The following is a 19,435-nucleotide window of genomic DNA, read 5'->3' as shown; positions in this document are numbered from 1 at the left end:
TTTGATATGTCTTCTAATGAAAAAGGACAAAATCAACAGGAAAATAGAATCATGTTAATCAACAATGTATTAGCTATCGGTTTTGTTGGAGGGCTCCTTGCCAGTTTTGCCGGAATAATAGCACATTATTTTAATTTTATGGAGTTTAGCCCCAAATTTATACTTACTTCTTGGTCGAATATGACATGGATCGATCGCTGGCTTGGTACGGTGATGACCATGCTCGTCTTCGGAATTCTGTCCGTGGGGATTGCTTTAATATACTATGGACTTTTTAGAAAAATGAAAAGTATTCTTTCAGGTGTTTTTTTGGTGCCGTTTGCTGGGCTTTGCTGATATTTGTCTTAAAACCGATGTTCTCTGATTTGCCATCCTTTTCGGAAATGTCGTCAAAGTCCATTATAACCAGTATCTGTATTTTTATTTTATACGGTCTTTTTGTCGGATATTCTATTTCTTACGACCATCAGGAATATATTCGTCATAATAATAATAATAAAGGTGCTGAAAATCAGTCGAGAAGCTGAACGCCTGGGTTGTAAAAAAGTAGTAAGACAATTTGTAATTATGATAGAATGTTCATGGAAAGCATTCTTTTAATTATGAGCAGGTGTTTGATAATGACAAAAATCTTATTAATTAACGGTCCGAATTTAAATCGCTTAGGGAAACGTGAGCCTGCGCATTATGGGTCTTCGACGCTTTTGGATGTGGAAACTCTATTACAACAGCAGGCTCAAGGGTTAAATGTGGAAATCACTTGTTTTCAATCTAACCATGAAGGAGCGATTATCGATAAGCTCCATTGGTCAGAAGATCATGGGATAGACGGGATTATTATTAATCCAGGAGCATTTACTCATTATAGCTATGCGATTCGCGATGCAATTGCCGGAATTGATGTTCCAGTTGTGGAAGTACATATTTCGAACATCCATGCCCGTGAAAGCTTTCGGCATGAATCAGTTACCGCACCGGTGTCGGCGGGACAGATTGTCGGCTTGGGGATACACGGATATGAATTGGCTTTGCAGGCGATTACAAAGATTGCAAAGGGGAGAAATAAAATGAATAATCTGAAACGTTTAAGAGCCTCAATGGAAAAGGTGGGCATTGATGGTTTTTTGATTACCAGTACATATAACCGCCGATTCATGACCAATTTTACTGGAAGTGCCGGTGTTGTTTTAATTTCCCAAAAAGAAGCTAAATTCATTACTGATTTCAGATACGTAGAACAAGCGGGCAAGCAGGCAGCAGACTTTGAAATTGTTCAACACAAGGGGACAATTATTGAAGAAGTCGGTAAACAGGCTAAAGAGATGAATATAAGCATACTCGGCTTTGAGCAAGATCATCTGACTTTTGCGACATATAAAGCATACGAAAAGGTCATTGAAGGACAACTTTTGCCGGTGTCGGGAGTAATTGAGAATTTACGCTTGATAAAGACCTCATCAGAGATTAAGATATTAAAGGAAGCGGCTGCTATTGCTGATGCTGCCTTTACACATATTCTGGATTTTATGCGCCCAGGAATTTCAGAGCTGGATGTGTCCAATGAGCTTGAATTCTTTATGAGGAAACAAGGGGCCACCTCTTCTTCCTTTGATATTATTGTTGCTTCTGGGAAAAGATCTGCTCTTCCGCACGGAGTGGCTACGAATAAAATCATTGAAAAAGGCGATTTTGTCACATTAGATTATGGGGCGTACTATAACGGGTATGTGTCTGATATAACTCGGACATTAGCAGTTGGCCAGCCAAGTGAAGAACTTATTAATATTTATGACATTGTTTTAGAAGCGCAACTGCGTGGCATGGCCGGGATAAAACCTGGGATGACAGGCAGGGAAGCGGATGCACTAACTCGTAATTTAATTGAAGAAAAAGGATTTGGACAGTATTTTGGACATTCAACAGGACATGGAATTGGTCTTGAAGTTCATGAAGGTCCAGCATTATCCTTGAGGTCTGATATCATTCTAGAACCAGGTATGGCTGTTACCGTTGAGCCGGGTATTTATTTACCGGGAGTTGGCGGAGTACGGATTGAAGATGATACAATCGTTACAATAGAAGGTAACGAAGCACTTACACATTCATCAAAAGAGTTAATCATTCTGTAAACATGTACATGTAGGAGGACAATTTTATGATTTCTGTAAACGATTTTCGCACAGGTGTTACAATTGAAGTAGATAATGGAATTTGGCGAGGTTATCGAGTTCCAACATGTTAAACCAGGTAAAGGCGCTGCCTTTGTACGTTCTAAGCTTCGTAATCTTCGTACAGGATCCATCCAAGAGAAAACATTCCGTGCGGGTGAAAAAGTGGCGAAAGCACATATTGAAAACCGCAAAATGCAGTACCTTTATGCAAGTGGAGACAGCCATGTCTTTATGGATAACGAAACTTACGACCAAATCGAGCTACCAGCTTCAAGTATTGAACGCGAATTAAAATTCCTAAAAGAAAATATGGAAGTGCATATTATGACTTTCCAAGCCGAAACACTTGGTGTCGAGCTTCCTAACACAGTTGAACTTGAAGTTGCAGAAACAGAGCCTGGTATTAAAGGCGATACATCTTCAGGTGGAACAAAATCAGCTGTACTTGAAACAGGCCTTTCAGTTCAAGTGCCATTCTTCATCAATCAAGGTGACAAATTATTGATCAATACAAACGAAGGTTCATACGTATCACGCGCATAATTAGAAGAAGTCCGAGATTATATCTCGGGCTCAGTTTGTAGACAAAAGGGGTTCGGAATGTTTTAATTCCGGACCCCTTTTGAAATTCCCTTTGAATTTTGCTCAAGATTAAGAGATTGGGCCTCTACGAGCCCACTTTATTAAGCCATTCTTGGACCTTGCCATGTCCAATTGGCTATCTTCTTTAAATTCATGGCAGCGAAAGTAAGCATCGCCTGCATCGACAATTTTTTAAGTCCCCTTAAAGTAGTCCAACGCATACCATGCTTTTCTTTTGCATCTGCGAATACACGCTCTATTGTTTCTTTACGTTTCGCATATATAGGTTTTACATCCTTGTGATGACGCAGATGATCTGCTTCTTCCATATAATTTTGCCAGATATGGCGTGTCACCACTTTTTGATGGTCTTTGCTTACTGTACACTGTGATAAAAATGAGCATGTCGCACAAGTGTGTTTGGGTGATTTGTACTCGCGATAGCCCTCTTTATTTGTTGTTGAGTACTTTAAAATCTCGCCCGATGGGCAGAGATAACAATCAAAATGTTCATCGTAAACATAGTCATGCTTGCGAAAGAACCCTTCTTTTGTTCGTGGACGTGTATAGGGTAAAGCTGGTGTGATTTCTTTCCCAAAAAGGTAGCTTGTAATGGCTGGTGTTTTGTAAGCTGCATCTGCGGCAACAGCTTCAGGTTTTCCAACTTTCTCAATCACTTGTTCAACAAGAGGCTCTAAGATATGACTATCATGCGTATTTCCCGGTGTTACAATCGTCCCCAGCACAAAACCGTTGCGGTCCGCAGCCGCATGAAATGAATAGGCAAACTGTTTTGTTCGTTCATCTTTTACATAGTAGCCACTCTCAGGGTCAGTTGTACTTTCTTTAATTTCTTTGGTTTCTTCTTTATCAAATTTATCCGGTGGAAAAGGCTTCTTTCCATTGTTTTCACGATCTTGATTTATTTCTTCTTGAAGGCGTCCTTGATATGCTCGTGTTTCCTTACGAACGATTTTCTTTTCGAATTTTCGCTTATTCGCACTGGCTTTCACATGTGTTGAATCAACGAATACGTGCTCTGCACTTATTAACTTTCTTTCTGAAGCTGTCATTAAGATACGATAAAAAATCCGTTCAAACAGGTCTGTATCTTTAAAGCGACGCTCATAATTTTTCCCGAACGTTGAGAAGTGAGGTACTTTATCATGGAAACCGTAACCTAAAAACCAACGGTAAGCCATATTCGTTTCAACTTCTTCAATCGTTTTACGCATCGAACGAATACCGAAGGTATATTGAATGAATGTCAATTTAACTAAAATAACTGGATCAATACTTGGGCGCCCTATCTCTGAATACATATCTTTCACCAAGTCATAAATGAAAGTGAAGTCAATGGCTCCCTCAATTTTACGAACCAAATGGTTCGCTGGCACCAGTTGATCCAAAGTAATCATTTCAAGTTGATCTCGCTGAATAGAATTATGTTTCGAAAGCATCGTCATCACCTCAAGTTTTAATACTTCTATATTAAAACAAAAAGGACTGTAGGCAAAAGTGGTTATATCTAATTGTTAAAACAAAGTTGATTGGAACGGAAGGTGCGAGACTCCTGCGGGAAATGCGTGTCCAAGGGAGACCCCACAGGCGCAAAGGCGCCGAGGAGGCTCCCTGACCGCCCGCGGAAAGCGAGTGCCTGGAGTGGAAATCAACGTCGAATTTTTACAACCCCTCAAAAAAACTGTAGACAAACTCGATTTTCATCGAGTTTGTCTACAGTCTGAGTCTGAGATTATATCTCGGGCTTTTTTTTGTCTTTTTTCATTCCTTTTTATGTATGACTTTTTCTATAGCTAGGGATTGAAGTAGCTAAGAAGTTCTCAAAAGGATTACTAAAAGGTCAGTTTCTTTATTAGCTTGTCATTATTACAGGATGATCGGCATATATTTTATTGAAAGTGGTGTATACAGGAGGATTGTCAAAATGGAAACGATTCTTTCTTTTTTACCGAAAAAATTATACGAGCAGCTCCGGGGTATGACACCGATGATGATTGAAAAAATGGAAGAGTTGAGAATTCGGATTGGAAGGCCTCTAGAGGTCATTGTAGGGGGGGACCCTTTCTTCTTTTCATATAAAGTGACCCATTCGGATGCCGAACAATTACTGAATCAAATAGGTCAATTTTCGTTATATACGCTTGAGGAAGAATTAAAGCGAGGATATATAACTATAGCAGGTGGACATCGGGTTGGTCTTGCAGGAAAGGTAATTCTTGAAAATGGGGCGGTCAAAGCGATAAGGGATATTTCTTCCTTCAATATTCGGATAGCACGCGAAAAAATAGGTGCAGCGGAACCGCTCACTTCTTATTTATATAATGGCGAATGGCAGCATACTTTGTTAATCGGTGCTCCACAAACAGGAAAAACGACGATATTACGTGATATTGCAAGGATGATATCTAGTGGAAATGAAAAAAGAGGTATTGCCCCTCAAAAGGTGGGAATTGTGGACGAGCGATCAGAAATTGCGGGAAGTGTTCATGGAGTACCACAGCTCGAATTTGGAACAAGGGTGGATGTGCTCGATGGATGTCCTAAAGCGGAAGGAATGATGATGATGATCCGTTCTATGTCTCCGGATGTGTTAGTCGTAGATGAAATTGGTCGCGCAGAGGATACACAAGCAGTACTAGAGGCCGTAAACGCCGGTATTAAACTCGTGATAACTACACATGGTCATACTTTGGATGAAATTAAAAAACGACCCTTTTTCGCCGAAATCTTAAGGCAAAACATTTTTGAACGGTTTATAGAATTGCAAAGAAGTAAATCTGGTAAGCGGAGCTACAATGTTCTCGACTCAGCGGGCCTCCCTTTATATTTGGGTGAAAGTGTGAATCCACATGTTTAAGTTAATAGGAGCGGCAATTATAATCATAGCCACAACATGGGCAGGCTTTGAAGCTGCAAAAAAATTAAGTATGCGTCCTCGCCAACTGAGGCAGCTAAAAGTCGCCATGCAATCTCTGGAGGCTGAAATAATGTATGGTCATACACCGTTGAAAGAAGCGGCCCAGAAACTTTCCAAGCAGATGCCCAAACCTTTATCCTTATTTTTTGATACATTTGCGAATCGACTTGAATCAGGTGAAACCACTGTAAAAGATGCATGGGATGAAAGTTTGAAGAAAATATGGCAGTCCCTTGCCTTAAAGCAGGGAGAGTTCGAAATTCTTTCACAGTTTGGTGAGACCCTAGGAAAAAGTGATAAATATCATCAGCAAAAACAAATTATGCTAACGATGGCACACTTGGAACGGGAAGAGAGCGATGCACTAGACCGGCAGGGGAAATATGAAAAGATGATGAAAAGCCTTGGTTTTTTATCGGGATTATTACTAATCATTTTGCTGATGTAGGAATAAGTGGGGGGAATGAAAATGGGCATTGATGTGGACATCATATTTAAAATAGCTGGTGTTGGGCTGGTAGTGGCATTTCTTCACACGATACTCGATCAGGTTGGAAAGAAAGAATATGCCCAGTGGGTAACGCTTTTTGGATTTATTTATATTTTATTCATGGTAGCTTCTGTTGTAGAGGATTTATTCCAAAAAATTAAATCAGTATTCCTATTTCAGTAAGGGGGGATTCGCGATTGAAATCATAAAAATCGTGGGCATTGCCCTAGTTGCCACTTTTTTGGCCCTAATCGTCAAGGAGCAAAAACCTAATTTCGCTTTCCTGCTTGTCGTTTTTGTAGGCTGCTCCATTTTTCTTTTTTTAGCAGATAAAATATACGAAATCATTTTAATGTTAGAAAAAATTGCGGTAAATGCAAATGTAAATACCGTTTATTTGGAGACTATCTTGAAAATAATCGGAATCGCCTATATCGCTGAATTTGCCTCCCAAATTACAAAAGATGCAGGGCAGGGATCACTGGCTTCCAAAATAGAATTGAGCGGGAAAATCTTGATTCTGGCGATGGCAATTCCGATTTTAACCGTCATTATTGAAACGATTATACAGATGCTTCCAAGTTAATGGGCTATTCCTACTAGTCAATGAGGTGAAAGTATGAAGCAGCGGATGCCTTACTTATCCATTCTATTCGTTTTACTCTTTTTTTTGCATACATCTGTTGGACAAGCTGCCGAAAATGGTGAAAGTGGAGAAGTTGATCAAGAGCCAATTATGCAGTCTGAATTGGTACAAGCTCAAATAGAGAGACTCGGTGTTGATGAGCTCAAGAAATATTGGGATGACATTGTCACGGAGTATGGAGGGTTTTTACCTGAAAGTCAGAAAGGAAGTTTCATGGATTTTGTAAGCGGAGATAAGAAATTTTCATTTGATCAATGGATAAAAGGGATTATAAAGTTCGTTTTTCATGAACTGCTCGTGAACGGGAAGCTCCTAGGATCACTCATTTTATTGACCGTGTTCAGCATGTTCCTGCAAACTCTGCAGAATGCGTTCGAGCAAAGCTCGGTGAGTAAGGTCGCTTATGCAATCGTTTATATGGTATTAATCATTTTAGCGTTGAACAGCTTTCATGTGGCGATTGAATATACAAAAGATACGATAGATTTGATGATTTCTTTTTTAATGGCGCTCATCCCTTTGCTATTAGCTTTAATAGCAGCTTCTGGAGGACTTGTATCTGCAGCGTTCTTTCATCCTGTCTTAATGTTTTTAATGAATACCAGTGGCATCTTGATACAATATATCGTCCTACCATTATTATTCTTCGCAGCGATTTTAAGCATAGTCAGCACGCTGACCGAACATTATAAAGTGACTCAGCTGGCCCAATTGCTCCGCAACTTTGCTATCGGGATTCTGGGTGCTTTTATGACCATTTTTCTTGGTGTTATATCCGTTCAAGGAGCATCCTCTGCTGTTGCAGATGGAGTGACAATCAGGACGGCGAAATTTGTGACAGGCAACTTTATACCGGTAATAGGGCGCATGTTTACTGATGCAACCGATACGGTCATTAGTGCCTCCGTTCTTCTGAAAAATACAGTGGGTTTGTCAGGTGTCATTATCCTCCTGCTTATAACTACATTCCCAGCTATAAAAATCTTAATGATCTCCTTTGTCTATAAACTAGCGGCGAGTCTTTTGCAGCCGCTTGGTGGAGGGCCTGTAATAAAATGTCTCGACATTATAAGTAAAAGCATGATTTATATTTTCGCAGCATTGGCCATTGTCTCACTCATGTTCTTTTTAAGTATCACAGTAATTATAGCCTCTGGAAACATTACACTGATGGTTCGTTAGAAAGGAGGAGGGCTTGGTGAGTTTTTTAGCTGGCTGGGTATCCAATATTATCGTATTTGTATTGCTGGCTACTGTAATCGATATGCTCCTTCCCAATTCAGCTTTACAGAAATATGCCAAAATGGTAATCGGACTTTTACTGATTGCGATTATCATCACTCCTATATTGGGATTATTCAATAAGGATTTCGACGAAATTCTGTCAGCGGCTACAAGTGAATTTGAAGATCAGAAAAAAAAAGATTTAGGAAATTTGACAGAAATGAAGAAAAAAGAAATACAAGCTACCCAGGGTGCATATATTTTAAAACAAATGGCTGTTGAGTTACAGGCAGAAGTAGAAGAGGAGCTGATGGTGGATTATAACATGAAGATTAGTTCAATTGATGTAGGAGTCAAGAATGAGGAAGAACCAAGCATTAATGACTTGCAAAACATAACCATATCATTGGAAAAGGCAGAAGGGAAAGAAGACTCGGAGATAGAGGCAGTAGCGAAGGTTGATATTAATGCAGAGAGACCGTCTTCATCCAATGATGCCAATCTGGATGCTGTCAAAAGGTTTCTGGCAACAAGTTGGTCTGTCGATAAAGAGATCATTGAAATCGCCGGGGAAAGGAAGTGACTGAGTATTGAACAAAGACAAAGGTCCATTATCCTGGCTGCAAAAACTTGTAAATAAAGACCCTGACCAAAAAGAGCCTAAAGAAAAAAAACCTTCCCTGTATGTCTATGCTCTAATAGTTGTCCTTTTGGGAGCAGGAATTATGATGGCCGGGAATTTGTTAACCACCAACCAGACTGGACAAACATCCGAAGTAAAGACGGTATTCAATAATAAACAGGATGATGATGGAGATGTAGAAACATTCGGCCAGAAGAATAAATCCGAATTCAAGACGACAAAAGATTATGAAATATATCTTCAGAATGAAATGAAGGAAGCGCTTGAATCCATCGCGGGTGTCGATGATGTAAAAGTCGTAATCTACGTGGATGCATCCGAGAAAAAAGTTTATGAAAGAAATAAAGTCACTCAAAAACAAGTAACTGAAGAAACTGACCAGGAAGGCGGTAAAAGAACGGTTGAAGACACATCTGTTGATGAGCAGCTAGTCTTGATCAAAAGCGGTGAAAAAGAAGGACCAATCATTTCAGAAACAAAAAAACCTAGTGTACGAGGGGTCCTAGTGGTCGCTAAAGGGGCTGAAAATATTCAAATAAAGAAGTGGATTATCGAAGCTGTCACTCGCTCACTTGATGTACCAAGTCACCGGGTATCTGTTATGCCTAAAAAATAAGGGGGAAAATCTACATGTTATTAAAAAAACAAACCGTTTGGTTATTGACTATGCTAAGTCTAGTAGTGGTACTGTCTGTCTATTATTTAACCGCTCCTGAAGAAAATGCTGCTGATATGACAGCCACTGAACAGACAGAAAGTAAAACAGAGAGTAAAACGGAAAGCAAAACAGAAAGTAAAACAGAAAGTAAGGGAGAAACTAAGAGTGGTAAAGAGACCTCTTCTAAGAATGCTGCTGGTTCTTCTGTAACCATAGCATCAGGCGACGAGTTCGAATCATTAAGGATGCAGATTGAAGATGAACGGGCAAAGTTGAATGAAGAATTGACTGTGAAGATGGGCAATACAGAACTATCAGCTGAGGAAAGAGAAGATGCATATGCGAAAATCGAACAATTAAGCGAGACAAAAGTAAAGGAAAATATCATCGAAAACCTAATTGTGGCCATGGATTATAATGCCGCACTCGTACGAGTCGATGGAACGGATGTAAAAGTGAGTGTCAAAGCTGATAAACAAACAAAAACAGAGGCTAATAACATTATTCGCCTCGTACGTAAAGAAGTGGATGATGCTCAAAATGTAGTTGTGGATTTCCAACCAGAAAAGTAATCATATATTCTATAAAAAGAGCTGATACACAACAGTTTATAAATAAAAAAATTAGAAGGGTCCTCTTTTTTAGAAAAAAAGGACTTTTTTTTGGTTTTTTATCAGTATAAAACATCTGGGAAACTTTGGGGGAAAAGGTTTTTTGGTGTAAATTGATTCCAGTAATTCGAATAGAAATAGTGATATTGAACCTTTCGTAATATTCTAGAAAAGTAATTAATGTAAATTTTTAGCTGATTTTCCTAGGTAATTTGGTAAAACAAGCTAGAAAACGCTTACAATTTTTAAATCAAAAAATATTCACAATCTTATAATAAAGGTGTAATATAGGAGTATAGATATCGAGTTGCAACTAATCTATCATTGAATTTTTATAAGCTAATATTGTATGATGTTAGAAGCTGGTCATAAACTTTTCAGTCCTCTAAAGATAACAATATTTTAAGAAAGTGAAATTTCTGTTATAATACAGACGAGGTATTTATTCAGTCAATCGCTTTCTGGTTTAGAAAGCGACTTCATTGTGAAGAATTGGACAAGGTATGGACAAGCTAAGTTAAAAGGTACATAAAATATTGCCTCAAAAAATTAATATCAAATTAGACAAGGGGTGCCACAAATGAAAGTGCAAGAAATTCGTGAAATTATTAAGCTAGTCGATCAATCTAACATCAGTGAATTCGTTTATGAAAATGAAGGAACAAAAATTAAACTAAAGAAACCTGAAACAGAATTAGTAGGACACCCAGCGGCTGCTCCAGAAGTTGTTCAAGCTAATACAGCTGTTGAAGTTAAGCCTGTAGCAGCGCCTGCCCCTGCAGCGCCAAAAGCTGTTGAACCAGCTAAGCCAACTGTTGCTGTCACTGAGCAAGAAAATTTACATAAAATCACTTCTCCAATGGTTGGAACTTTCTACCAATCTCCATCTCCGGATGCTGCTGCATACGTGAAAGCAGGGGATAAAGTTACAGCAGATTCTATTGTTTGTATCGTAGAAGCTATGAAACTTTTCAATGAAATTGAGGCCGAAGTAAACGGTGAAATTGTAGAGGTTCTTGTAAAAGAAGGCCAACTTGTAGAATATGGTCAACCATTATTTTTAGTAAAGCCGGAATGAGGAGCTGTTTCTAAATGATCAAAAAGGTATTAATTGCCAATCGTGGGGAAATTGCAGTCCGAATTATCCGGGCATGCAAGGAATTAGGTATTGAAACTGTAGCGGTCTATTCAGAAGCCGACAAAGAAGCATTACATGTTCAAATTGCCGACGAAGCTTATTGCATCGGTCCTAAATTATCAAAAGACAGTTATTTAAATACAACGAACATTATCAGCACAGCCAAGAAAACAGGATCGGATGCTATTCACCCTGGTTATGGATTCCTTGCCGAAAATGCTGACTTTGCAGAGCTTTGCCGTGAATGTAATATCATATTCATCGGTCCTAGTCCCGAAGCAATAAATAAAATGGGGACAAAGGACGTAGCAAGGGAAACCATGCGCAAAGCTGGTGTACCGATTGTTCCTGGTTCTAAAGGAATTATTAAAGATACAGATGAGGGTGTAGCCCTTGCTAATGAAATGGGCTACCCTGTCATCATTAAAGCTACAGCCGGTGGCGGAGGTAAAGGTATCCGGGTCGCTAGAACGGAAGAAGATCTTATTAAAGGCATTAGCATTACGCAACAAGAAGCTGCTACAGCTTTTGGAAATCCAGGCGTGTATATTGAAAAATTCATCGAAGACTTCCGTCACGTTGAAATCCAAGTCATGGCTGATAATCATGGGAATGCAATCCATTTAGGAGAGCGTGATTGTTCGGTACAACGACGTTTGCAAAAACTGGTTGAAGAAACTCCTTCTCCTGCACTTGACGGTGAAATGCGTGCGGAAATGGGGCAGGCTGCAGTAACGGCTGCCCTTGCTGTTAACTACTCTGGTGCTGGTACAGTTGAATTTATTTATGACTATGTGAATAGAAGATACTATTTTATGGAAATGAATACACGTATCCAGGTTGAGCATCCAGTTACAGAAATGGTCACAGGTGTAGATTTGATTAAAGAACAAATCAAAGTTGCTTCAGGTGACAAACTTTCTCTTTCGCAAGAAGATGTTACATTTAACGGTTGGTCAATCGAATGCCGGATCAATGCCGAAAATCCAGAGAAAAACTTTATGCCTTCTGCCGGTAAAATTCAAATGTATTTACCGCCAGGTGGCTACGGAGTACGTGTTGATTCTGCAGCATATCCTGGGTATACGATACCGCCATATTACGATTCTATGATTGCTAAATTAATTGTCCATGCACCGACAAGGGAAGAGGCAATTGAGAAAATGAAACGTGCTCTAGGTGAGTTTGTCATTGAGGGAATCAATACTACAATTCCTTTCCATATTAAGTTACTTCAGCATGACCAATTTGTTTCTGGAGAATTTAATACCAAATTCCTTGAAATATATGACGTAATGAACTCATAATGTAAAGGAAGACAGGAGGTGCTTTGAATGAGTGAAATGGAAGGCCAATTACTCGAAATGAATGATTACAATAGTGGACTAGGCAGAGTGGAGATTGCGCCTGAGGTGATAGAGGTAATCGCGGGCATAGCTGCATCGGAAGTTGAAGGTGTCGCACATATGCGCGGGAATTTTGCTACTGGCGTAGTTGAAAAGCTTGGCAAAAAGAACCACGGTAAAGGTGTTAAAGTAGACTTAACTGGAGAAACAATTAAAGTCGAGCTTTATTGTGTCATGAAATTTGGTGTTTCTATTCCGAAAGTTGCGCAGGAAGTACAAGACAACATTCGTGAAGCTTTATTAAATATGACCGCTATCGACGCGGGCGAAGTGAACATTCATGTTGTCGGTATAGCATTTGAAAACGCAAAACAGGAAGCGGATTACGAACAAGAAGTGTAATTAGCATCATTCAACTTACACCTGCAAAAACCCGGCAATAGGCCGGGTTTTTGTTTTTTTATTTTTACCCCATCGATTACTTTCGTATAAAAAGCCTGCTTATAATATTACGTTAAATGAACATAATAAGGCGGTGTCTGGAAGTTTCCCTTTAATTCAAGGGTGATTTCTGTTAGAGTGTAAAAGATGAAATATGAGCATGAAAGCTAGGCAAGAGCTTTTTGACACTTTCGAAATGTATACATCTCTGTTGTGAATTAAACATATATAAGGTTTTCAATTTAACTTAAAAGCACCTTGGAAAAAATGTTATGAATAATAGGTGAGTGAGGGTATTTTGACCTTAATATTAGTGAAATTTAGCTAAACCTTGAAAAAATACAGCAAAAATCTTAATATTTTCGAAAAAAGTTATTTAATGTTCGTTTGTTCTAGCATTTTCATATATAATAGTAGATGTTAAAGGAGTAAGATTATGAAAAGAAGAGTAGCCCGTGAAAAATCCCTTCAAGCACTATATCAGATAGATATCGCCAAGTCAGATGCAGAAGAAGCAATGGAAAGCGTTCTGAATGGCGCTCCTACTGATGAATATTTCAAAAAATTAGTTACTGGGATTACGGAAAATCGTGAACAACTTGATGGAATGATCAGGGACAATTTAGAGAACTGGACGTTGGAAAGATTAGCGAACATTGATCGGAATTTACTGCGTATCGCGGTTTATGAAATGGTTCACAGTGAAGATGTTCCTGTAAGTGTTGCTATGAATGAAGCTATTGAAATTGCTAAGAAATTCGGTGATGATCAATCGAGCAGCTTTGTGAATGCTGTTTTATCCAAGGTTAAGGTGAAAATCGGTTAAAGCAGCTGCCCTTTAAAAAAGGGTAATCTCAGCAATTTCTTTAGCAAAATTAACTTGGGAGGAAATATTACACATGTCAGCTCAAATCATTAATGGTAAAGAAATTGCAGAGGCAGTTAGACAGGAAATCAGTAAGGAAGTTCAACAATTAAGTGAAAAAAATATCGTACCAGGTTTGGCAGTTATTTTAGTCGGTGACAATCAAGCTTCACAAACCTATGTGCGCAATAAGCAAAAAGCCTGTGAGGACTTAGGAATGCATTCTGTATTGATTAAAAAGCCTGCAGATTTAACTCAGGAGGAATTAATTCAGAACATTGATGAATTAAACCAGGATGATAGCATTCATGGTATTTTGGTGCAGCTACCATTGCCTGGACATATTCAGGAAAAAGCGATCATTGAAGCGATTTCCCCTGAAAAGGATGTTGATGGATTCCACCCGATTAATATTGGGCGAATGATGACAGGGCAGGATGCATTTTTACCATGTACGCCTTACGGGGTAATGGTAATGCTTGAGCATATTGGCTATGAACTTGAAGGTAAGCATGTGGTCATAGTAGGGAGAAGTAATATCGTTGGCAAACCGGCCGGACAACTGTTTTTAAATGCGGATGCAACAGTTACCTACTGTCATTCAAAAACAAAGGATCTTGCTTATTATACGAAGCAGGCTGATGTGGTTGTTGCAGCTGTCGGAAAAAGAGACACAATTACTAGTGACCATATTAAAGAAGGTGCAGTCGTCATTGATGTCGGAATGAACAGGAATGATGAAGGGAAGCTTTGCGGCGATGTTGCGTTTGAAGAAGTGAAAAATAAAGCTTCATACATTACTCCTGTTCCTAAAGGGGTTGGTCCTATGACGATCACAATGCTAATGAAGAATACAGTCAAATCTGCTCAAAAAACACTTAACTTGAACAAACAAGCACTAAAAAGTTAAAAAAATCGCTAAATTATTTTAAAGAAGCGGACCTCTTGTTTTATAATAACGAGAGACCGCTTTTTTTCTATTTATAGATTTACGAAAGTTTTAAGTGTAACCTATAGGTGAGCTTTCTTATATCCGATTCTTGTCGGAAGGAGACATTATATGAGCAACCAACAATATTTGAGTGTATCGGCTTTAACGAAGTACATTAAAAGGAAGTTTGATGCCGATCCTCATTTGCAAAATGTATACATAAAAGGTGAAATTTCCAATTTCAAACAACATACAAGTGGCCATATGTACTTTACTTTGAAAGACGAGAAGGCTCGCTTGCTTTCCGTTATGTTTGCTGCAAATAACAAAGGGATGAAATTCCTCCCCGAAAATGGGATGAAGGTACTTGTGAAGGGCGATATTTCATTATATGAAGCGAGTGGACAGTATCAGCTATATGTGAAAAGCATGGCTCCTGATGGTGTTGGAGACCTGTATCTTGCATATGAACAGTTAAAGAAAAAGCTAGAAGCAGCAGGCTTGTTTTTAGCAGAACATAAGAAGACGATTCCACTATACCCTAAATCTGTAGGGGTCATAACATCTCCAACAGGTGCTGCACTGAGGGATATTTTAACAACCATTAAGCGCCGTTATCCAATTGCTAAAATTATCGTTTATCCAGCTCTTGTTCAAGGGAATAATGCCGCTAAATCGATTGCCCAGGCGATCACGATGGCTAACTCGAGGGCTGAAAGCGATGTATTAATTGTCGGAAGGGGCGGCGGTTCCATTGAGGAGCTCTGGGCCTTTAATGAGGAGATAGTAGCTGAATCCATTTATGATTCGGATATTCCAATTATTTCAGCTGTTGGACACGAAACAGATTTTACAATTGCGGATTTTGTAGCAGATATGCGGGCACCGACTCCTACAGGGGCAGCGGAGCTTGCGGTTCCTCATCTGAATGAAATACTTGAACGGCTGATGAACCGTAAGAATCGTTTGACGCGTTCCATCCAGGAAACGGTGAATTTCGAACGTACCCGCTTGACTAGGATGGAAAGATCTTATGCCTTTCGCTATCCACACAAAATGTATGAGCAGAAACTCGAACAGCTTGACAAGACTTTGGACAGGTTAGGGAAGACAAGTACCCGGTATTTCATGAAAAAAAGGGATGAGCTAAATCAGGTGACCGATATTCTGAAAAAGCAACATCCTGAACAAGCTGTGAAAAATTCAAAAGATGATTTGCATCAGCAAGAAAAAGCATTACGTCGGGCCATGGAAGCCATTTATCGTCAAAAGTCACAGCAGTTTGTTCATATCACTGCAACTTTGTCTGCCCTCAGTCCATTAAAGATTATGGAACGGGGCTATGGGCTGGTTTTTGCTGAGGATGAAACATTAATAAAAAGTACACAGCAAGTATCCAAAGGGGATAAGATAGCTGTTTCAATAAAAGATGGAACCCTAGAATGTGAAATTAAAGAAATAAAGGAGCGAATTGAACCATGACAAAGAAACAAGAAGTTACATTTGAAGAAGCAATGGAGAATCTCGAAAAAATTGTAGAGCAGTTGGAAGAAGGGGACGTGCCTCTCGAAAAAGCGATTTCCATATATAAACAAGGGATGGATTTATCCCGACTTTGTCATTCGAAGTTGAAGACTGTTGAAGAACAATTGACTCAAATTTTACGCGAAGATGGGGAACTTGAAACCTTCGCTGTACAGGAGGAAGAATAATATGAGTACGGCGTCCTTTGAAACGTTTTCAAAAGAATATAAAGCTGTAATAGAGAGAGAAATCGTTGAATATGTAAATAAGCTTGAAGCTCCAGCTGTTGTCAAGGAAGCGATGACTTATTCATTGGAAGCAGGAGGTAAACGGATTCGTCCTTTATTGGTTTTTGCGGTTTTAGAGGCCTTCGGAAAAAATTTAAAGACAGGAATCCCAGCAGCGGCGGCCATTGAAATGATTCATACATATTCCTTGATTCATGATGACCTTCCAGCGATGGATGACGATGATCTACGACGTGGAAAACCTACGAATCATAAAGTCTTTGGTGAAGCGGTAGCTGTCCTGGCAGGGGATGCCTTGCTAACATACAGTTTTCAATTGGTGACGGATATGATTGATCCTGAGGTGACTGCGGAAATGAAGTTGAACTTAGTAAGTGAAATTGCTAAATCTGCTGGCGCTGAAGGGATGGTTGGAGGTCAAGTCGCCGATATGGAAGGTGAAAGTAAACAGTTGACCCTTAAAGAATTGGAATATATTCATGAACATAAAACGGGGAAGCTATTGACTGCAAGTATCATTTCAGGTGCCATATTAGCTGGAGCAAATAACGAACAGCACCAGCATTTACGTGATTTTGCATACCATCTGGGACTTGCTTTTCAAATTCGGGATGATATTCTGGATATTGAAGGATCAGTAGAGTTAATTGGCAAGCCAGTTGGCAGTGATGAAGGCAATCATAAAAGCACATATCCTTCTTTACTTACGCTTGATGGGGCAAAGGAGAAGTTGGATTATCATATTAAACTTGCCCATAACGCTTTAGGAAAAACAAATTTACAAACAAGTTTATTAAACGAACTAACCAATTTAATTGCGACCCGTGACCATTGAGTGTGGCTAAATTTGTTATCAAATGAGGTTTTATGGTATACTCATTGTGCAAAAATATGTAAAGATAAAGATGAATTTTTTAGATAAGATACGTGATAAAATAGGTAAAAATAAGCCGCCGAAATCACCTGGGTGTTGGCGGCCATTTTTACCTTATAACGAATTTTTCGGTCAAGTCTTCTAAATAGCACTCTTTTTTGAGGCTTTGTTTATGCTTACAACCGAAAATGACAGAAAGTGAGTGGTCCAGTTTGGATCTTCTATCTATAAAAGACCCTTCTTTTTTGAAGAATATGAATAATGAAGAGCTTGTCGAATTAAGTGTAGAAATTCGTAAGTTTCTTGTAGAAAAATTATCGGTAACCGGTGGGCATATTGGGCCCAATTTAGGCGTAGTCGAATTGACAATAGCGTTGCATAAAGAATTCGATAGCCCGAAGGATAAAATATTATGGGATGTAGGACATCAATCATATGTTCATAAAATCCTGACTGGAAGAGCTGGAGAGTTTGATACTTTAAAGAAGTATAAAGGTCTTTGCGGGTTTCCTAAAATGATTGAAAGCCCTCATGATGTATGGGAAACCGGACACAGTTCTACTTCCCTTTCAGCTGCTATGGGAATGGCAGCTGCTCGTGATATTAAGGGAGAGAAAAGTTTTATTTTACCTGTAATTGGTGATGGAGCGCTTACAGGGGGAATGGCACTTGAAGCCTTGAATCACATCGGTGATGAAAAAAAGGACATGATTGTAATCTTAAATGATAACGAAATGTCAATTGCACCTAATGTCGGTGCTTTACACACGATATTGGGAAGATTACGGACAGCAGGTAAATATAATTGGGCAAAAGACGAGTTGGAACTGCTTTTGAAAAAAATCCCTGCAGTTGGCGGGAAACTTGCAGCTACTGCTGAACGCTTGAAGGACAGTATGAAGTATTTATTGGTCTCAGGGATCTTTTTTGAAGAACTAGGTTTCACATATCTTGGACCAGTGGATGGTCATAATTATGAAGAACTGTTAGAGAATTTAAGGTATGCCAAGAAAACAAAAGGACCAGTCCTGTTACATGTCATTACGAAAAAAGGTAAGGGGTATTCTCCCGCTGAGTTGGATACAACAGGGAATTGGCATGGGACAGGTCCATACAAGATTGAAACAGGTGATTTCGTTAAATCCCCTAGTAAAGGTCCTGCTTGGAGTGCACTTGTAAGTGATACTGTAAGCAGACTTGCACGCGAAGATGAACGAATTGTCGCGATTACACCTGCGATGCCTGTAGGTTCGAAATTGGTAGGGTTTTCTGAGGAATTTCCGGAACGTTTTTATGATGTGGGGATTGCCGAGCAGCATGCAGCAACTTTTGCTGCTGGATTGGCAACGCAGAAAATGAAACCATTTTTGGCGATTTACTCAACCTTCTTACAAAGAGCATATGACCAGGTAGTACATGATATCTGCCGCCAGAATTTGAATGTCTTTATTGGAATTGATAGGGCCGGCCTTGTCGGTTCTGATGGTGAAACACATCAAGGCGTTTTCGATATTGCGTTCTTACGCCATATTCCGAATATGGTTTTGATGATGCCAAAAGACGAAAATGAAGGTCAGCATATGGTAAATACAGCTTTAAACTATAATGATGGTCCGATTGCGATGCGCTTCCCGCGTGGAAATGGTTGGGGAGTTGTAATGGATACAGAATTACAGCAGATTCCTATCGGTTCATGGGAAGTCCTGAAAGAAGGAACAGATGCCGCCATTTTAACGTTCGGGACAACGATTCCTATGGCACTTGAAGCTGCAGCACTTCTGGAGAAAGAGGATTATTCTGTAAAAGTGATTAATGCTCGGTTCATAAAGCCACTGGATGTAAAAATGCTAAGTCGCCTTCTGGGTGAGAAAATGCCTATCTTAACAATAGAAGAAGCTGTCCTTCAAGGTGGCTTTGGTAGTTCTGTTCTTGAATATGCTCATGATCAAGGATTTTATGGTGCGATTATTGACCGAATGGGAATCCCTGACTATTTCATTGAACATGGAAGTGTTGACGAGCTACTTGAAGAAATAGGTTTAACGACTAAGACAGCTATGAAAAAGATTAAAATGATTACACCCAAAAAAGAAAAAAGGGCCTGA

General features: G+C 39.3%; 19 protein-coding genes and 3 pseudogenes. 21 read left to right on the top strand and 1 reads right to left on the bottom strand.

Features of this window, described 5'->3' with window-relative positions:
• The first annotated feature begins 6 nt into the window (after positions 1-6).
• From JFV29_RS31760 to efp, 4 genes and pseudogenes are all read left to right on the top strand, one after another.
• Positions 7-527 (top strand): annotated as a pseudogene (locus tag JFV29_RS31760) (YqhR family membrane protein).
• A gap of 48 nt (positions 528-575) precedes the next feature.
• A pseudogene (gene aroQ / locus JFV29_RS30695) lies at positions 576-1,049 on the top strand (type II 3-dehydroquinate dehydratase); the annotation flags it as partial.
• Positions 1,050-1,067: 18 nt separating this feature from the next.
• Entirely contained in the window at positions 1,068-2,129 is a 1,062-nt protein-coding gene (locus JFV29_RS18955) for a M24 family metallopeptidase (protein WP_098176752.1), read from the top strand.
• A 26-nt stretch (positions 2,130-2,155) separates the two neighbouring features.
• Positions 2,156-2,714, top strand: a pseudogene (gene efp / locus JFV29_RS18950) (elongation factor P).
• A 140-nt stretch (positions 2,715-2,854) separates the two neighbouring features.
• On the opposite strand, the gene JFV29_RS18945 reads toward efp, so the two are convergent.
• Positions 2,855-4,213 carry an IS1182 family transposase gene (locus tag JFV29_RS18945; protein ID WP_201180978.1) on the bottom strand — a complete coding sequence of 453 codons (1,359 nt, stop codon included), beginning with the start codon at positions 4,211-4,213 and terminating at the stop codon, positions 2,855-2,857.
• Between the two features lie 485 nt (positions 4,214-4,698).
• On the opposite strand from JFV29_RS18945, the gene spoIIIAA reads away from it, so the two are divergent.
• The 17 genes from spoIIIAA (at position 4,699) to dxs (ending at position 19,435) form a co-directional block, all read left to right on the top strand.
• The gene (gene spoIIIAA / locus JFV29_RS18940; protein ID WP_201185774.1) at positions 4,699-5,631 is read left to right on the top strand and encodes a stage III sporulation protein AA; all 933 of its coding nucleotides are present in this window, start codon (positions 4,699-4,701) and stop codon (positions 5,629-5,631) included.
• The gene (spoIIIAB, locus tag JFV29_RS18935) at positions 5,624-6,139 is read left to right on the top strand and encodes a stage III sporulation protein SpoIIIAB (protein WP_201185772.1); all 516 of its coding nucleotides are present in this window, start codon (positions 5,624-5,626) and stop codon (positions 6,137-6,139) included. Before spoIIIAA ends, spoIIIAB begins: the two co-directional genes overlap by 8 nt.
• Positions 6,140-6,160: 21 nt before the next feature.
• Positions 6,161-6,364 carry a stage III sporulation protein AC gene (gene spoIIIAC, locus JFV29_RS18930; protein ID WP_034308319.1) on the top strand — a complete coding sequence of 68 codons (204 nt, stop codon included), beginning with the start codon at positions 6,161-6,163 and terminating at the stop codon, positions 6,362-6,364.
• A 13-nt stretch (positions 6,365-6,377) separates the two neighbouring features.
• A complete protein-coding gene (gene spoIIIAD, locus JFV29_RS18925) occupies positions 6,378-6,767 on the top strand; it encodes a stage III sporulation protein AD (protein WP_098176754.1) in 390 nt (129 codons plus the stop codon).
• A gap of 33 nt (positions 6,768-6,800) precedes the next feature.
• Positions 6,801-8,009 (top strand): stage III sporulation protein AE, encoded by a 1,209-nt coding sequence (gene spoIIIAE / locus JFV29_RS18920; protein WP_201185770.1) that lies wholly within the window; start codon positions 6,801-6,803, stop codon positions 8,007-8,009.
• Positions 8,010-8,025: 16 nt separating this feature from the next.
• Complete coding sequence (gene spoIIIAF / locus JFV29_RS18915) at positions 8,026-8,634, top strand: stage III sporulation protein AF (protein WP_201185768.1); 609 nt, start codon at positions 8,026-8,028, stop codon at positions 8,632-8,634.
• Between the two features lie 7 nt (positions 8,635-8,641).
• Positions 8,642-9,310: a stage III sporulation protein AG gene (gene spoIIIAG / locus JFV29_RS18910; protein ID WP_053346917.1), complete on the top strand. Its 669-nt coding sequence runs from the start codon at positions 8,642-8,644 to the stop codon at positions 9,308-9,310.
• Positions 9,311-9,324: 14 nt separating this feature from the next.
• Positions 9,325-9,924, top strand: coding sequence for a SpoIIIAH-like family protein (locus JFV29_RS18905; protein WP_201185766.1), 600 nt, complete (start codon positions 9,325-9,327; stop codon positions 9,922-9,924).
• Between the two features lie 619 nt (positions 9,925-10,543).
• Complete coding sequence (gene accB / locus JFV29_RS18900) at positions 10,544-11,041, top strand: acetyl-CoA carboxylase biotin carboxyl carrier protein (protein ID WP_201185764.1); 498 nt, start codon at positions 10,544-10,546, stop codon at positions 11,039-11,041.
• 14 nt (positions 11,042-11,055) lie between these two features.
• On the top strand, positions 11,056-12,408 hold the full coding sequence (gene accC, locus JFV29_RS18895) for an acetyl-CoA carboxylase biotin carboxylase subunit (RefSeq protein ID WP_201185762.1): 1,353 nt from the start codon (positions 11,056-11,058) through the stop codon (positions 12,406-12,408).
• A 36-nt stretch (positions 12,409-12,444) separates the two neighbouring features.
• The gene (locus JFV29_RS18890) at positions 12,445-12,849 is read left to right on the top strand and encodes an Asp23/Gls24 family envelope stress response protein (protein ID WP_376106072.1); all 405 of its coding nucleotides are present in this window, start codon (positions 12,445-12,447) and stop codon (positions 12,847-12,849) included.
• A 475-nt stretch (positions 12,850-13,324) separates the two neighbouring features.
• Positions 13,325-13,714 (top strand): transcription antitermination factor NusB, encoded by a 390-nt coding sequence (nusB, locus tag JFV29_RS18885; RefSeq protein WP_053346912.1) that lies wholly within the window; start codon positions 13,325-13,327, stop codon positions 13,712-13,714.
• A 73-nt stretch (positions 13,715-13,787) separates the two neighbouring features.
• Positions 13,788-14,663: a bifunctional methylenetetrahydrofolate dehydrogenase/methenyltetrahydrofolate cyclohydrolase FolD gene (folD, locus tag JFV29_RS18880; protein ID WP_201185760.1), complete on the top strand. Its 876-nt coding sequence runs from the start codon at positions 13,788-13,790 to the stop codon at positions 14,661-14,663.
• 150 nt (positions 14,664-14,813) lie between these two features.
• Entirely contained in the window at positions 14,814-16,166 is a 1,353-nt protein-coding gene (gene xseA / locus JFV29_RS18875; protein ID WP_190271226.1) for an exodeoxyribonuclease VII large subunit, read from the top strand.
• The gene (locus JFV29_RS18870; RefSeq protein WP_053346909.1) at positions 16,163-16,396 is read left to right on the top strand and encodes an exodeoxyribonuclease VII small subunit; all 234 of its coding nucleotides are present in this window, start codon (positions 16,163-16,165) and stop codon (positions 16,394-16,396) included. The genes xseA and JFV29_RS18870 overlap by 4 nt, the downstream gene beginning before the upstream one ends.
• 1 nt (position 16,397) lies before the next feature.
• On the top strand, positions 16,398-17,291 hold the full coding sequence (locus JFV29_RS18865; protein WP_201185758.1) for a polyprenyl synthetase family protein: 894 nt from the start codon (positions 16,398-16,400) through the stop codon (positions 17,289-17,291).
• A gap of 251 nt (positions 17,292-17,542) precedes the next feature.
• On the top strand, positions 17,543-19,435 hold the full coding sequence (gene dxs, locus JFV29_RS18860; RefSeq protein ID WP_053346907.1) for a 1-deoxy-D-xylulose-5-phosphate synthase: 1,893 nt from the start codon (positions 17,543-17,545) through the stop codon (positions 19,433-19,435).

The sequence above is a fragment of the Peribacillus sp. TH16 genome (assembly GCF_016651095.1).
GTDB lineage: Bacteria > Bacillota > Bacilli > Bacillales > DSM-1321 > Peribacillus > Peribacillus butanolivorans.
This window is presented reverse-complemented; position numbering and strand designations above follow the sequence as displayed.

Coding starts and splice junctions, on each gene's coding strand:
- JFV29_RS18955 (WP_098176752.1), top strand. CDS start 1,068: ATGAATAATCTGAAACGTTTAAGAGCCTCAATGGAAAAGGTGGGCATT.
- JFV29_RS18945 (WP_201180978.1), bottom strand. CDS start 4,213: ATGCTTTCGAAACATAATTCTATTCAGCGAGATCAACTTGAAATGATT.
- spoIIIAA (WP_201185774.1), top strand. CDS start 4,699: ATGGAAACGATTCTTTCTTTTTTACCGAAAAAATTATACGAGCAGCTC.
- spoIIIAB (WP_201185772.1), top strand. CDS start 5,624: ATGTTTAAGTTAATAGGAGCGGCAATTATAATCATAGCCACAACATGG.
- spoIIIAC (WP_034308319.1), top strand. CDS start 6,161: ATGGGCATTGATGTGGACATCATATTTAAAATAGCTGGTGTTGGGCTG.
- spoIIIAE (WP_201185770.1), top strand. CDS start 6,801: ATGAAGCAGCGGATGCCTTACTTATCCATTCTATTCGTTTTACTCTTT.
- JFV29_RS18905 (WP_201185766.1), top strand. CDS start 9,325: ATGTTATTAAAAAAACAAACCGTTTGGTTATTGACTATGCTAAGTCTA.
- accB (WP_201185764.1), top strand. CDS start 10,544: ATGAAAGTGCAAGAAATTCGTGAAATTATTAAGCTAGTCGATCAATCT.
- accC (WP_201185762.1), top strand. CDS start 11,056: ATGATCAAAAAGGTATTAATTGCCAATCGTGGGGAAATTGCAGTCCGA.
- JFV29_RS18890 (WP_376106072.1), top strand. CDS start 12,445: ATGGAAGGCCAATTACTCGAAATGAATGATTACAATAGTGGACTAGGC.
- nusB (WP_053346912.1), top strand. CDS start 13,325: ATGAAAAGAAGAGTAGCCCGTGAAAAATCCCTTCAAGCACTATATCAG.
- folD (WP_201185760.1), top strand. CDS start 13,788: ATGTCAGCTCAAATCATTAATGGTAAAGAAATTGCAGAGGCAGTTAGA.
- xseA (WP_190271226.1), top strand. CDS start 14,814: ATGAGCAACCAACAATATTTGAGTGTATCGGCTTTAACGAAGTACATT.
- JFV29_RS18870 (WP_053346909.1), top strand. CDS start 16,163: ATGACAAAGAAACAAGAAGTTACATTTGAAGAAGCAATGGAGAATCTC.
- JFV29_RS18865 (WP_201185758.1), top strand. CDS start 16,398: ATGAGTACGGCGTCCTTTGAAACGTTTTCAAAAGAATATAAAGCTGTA.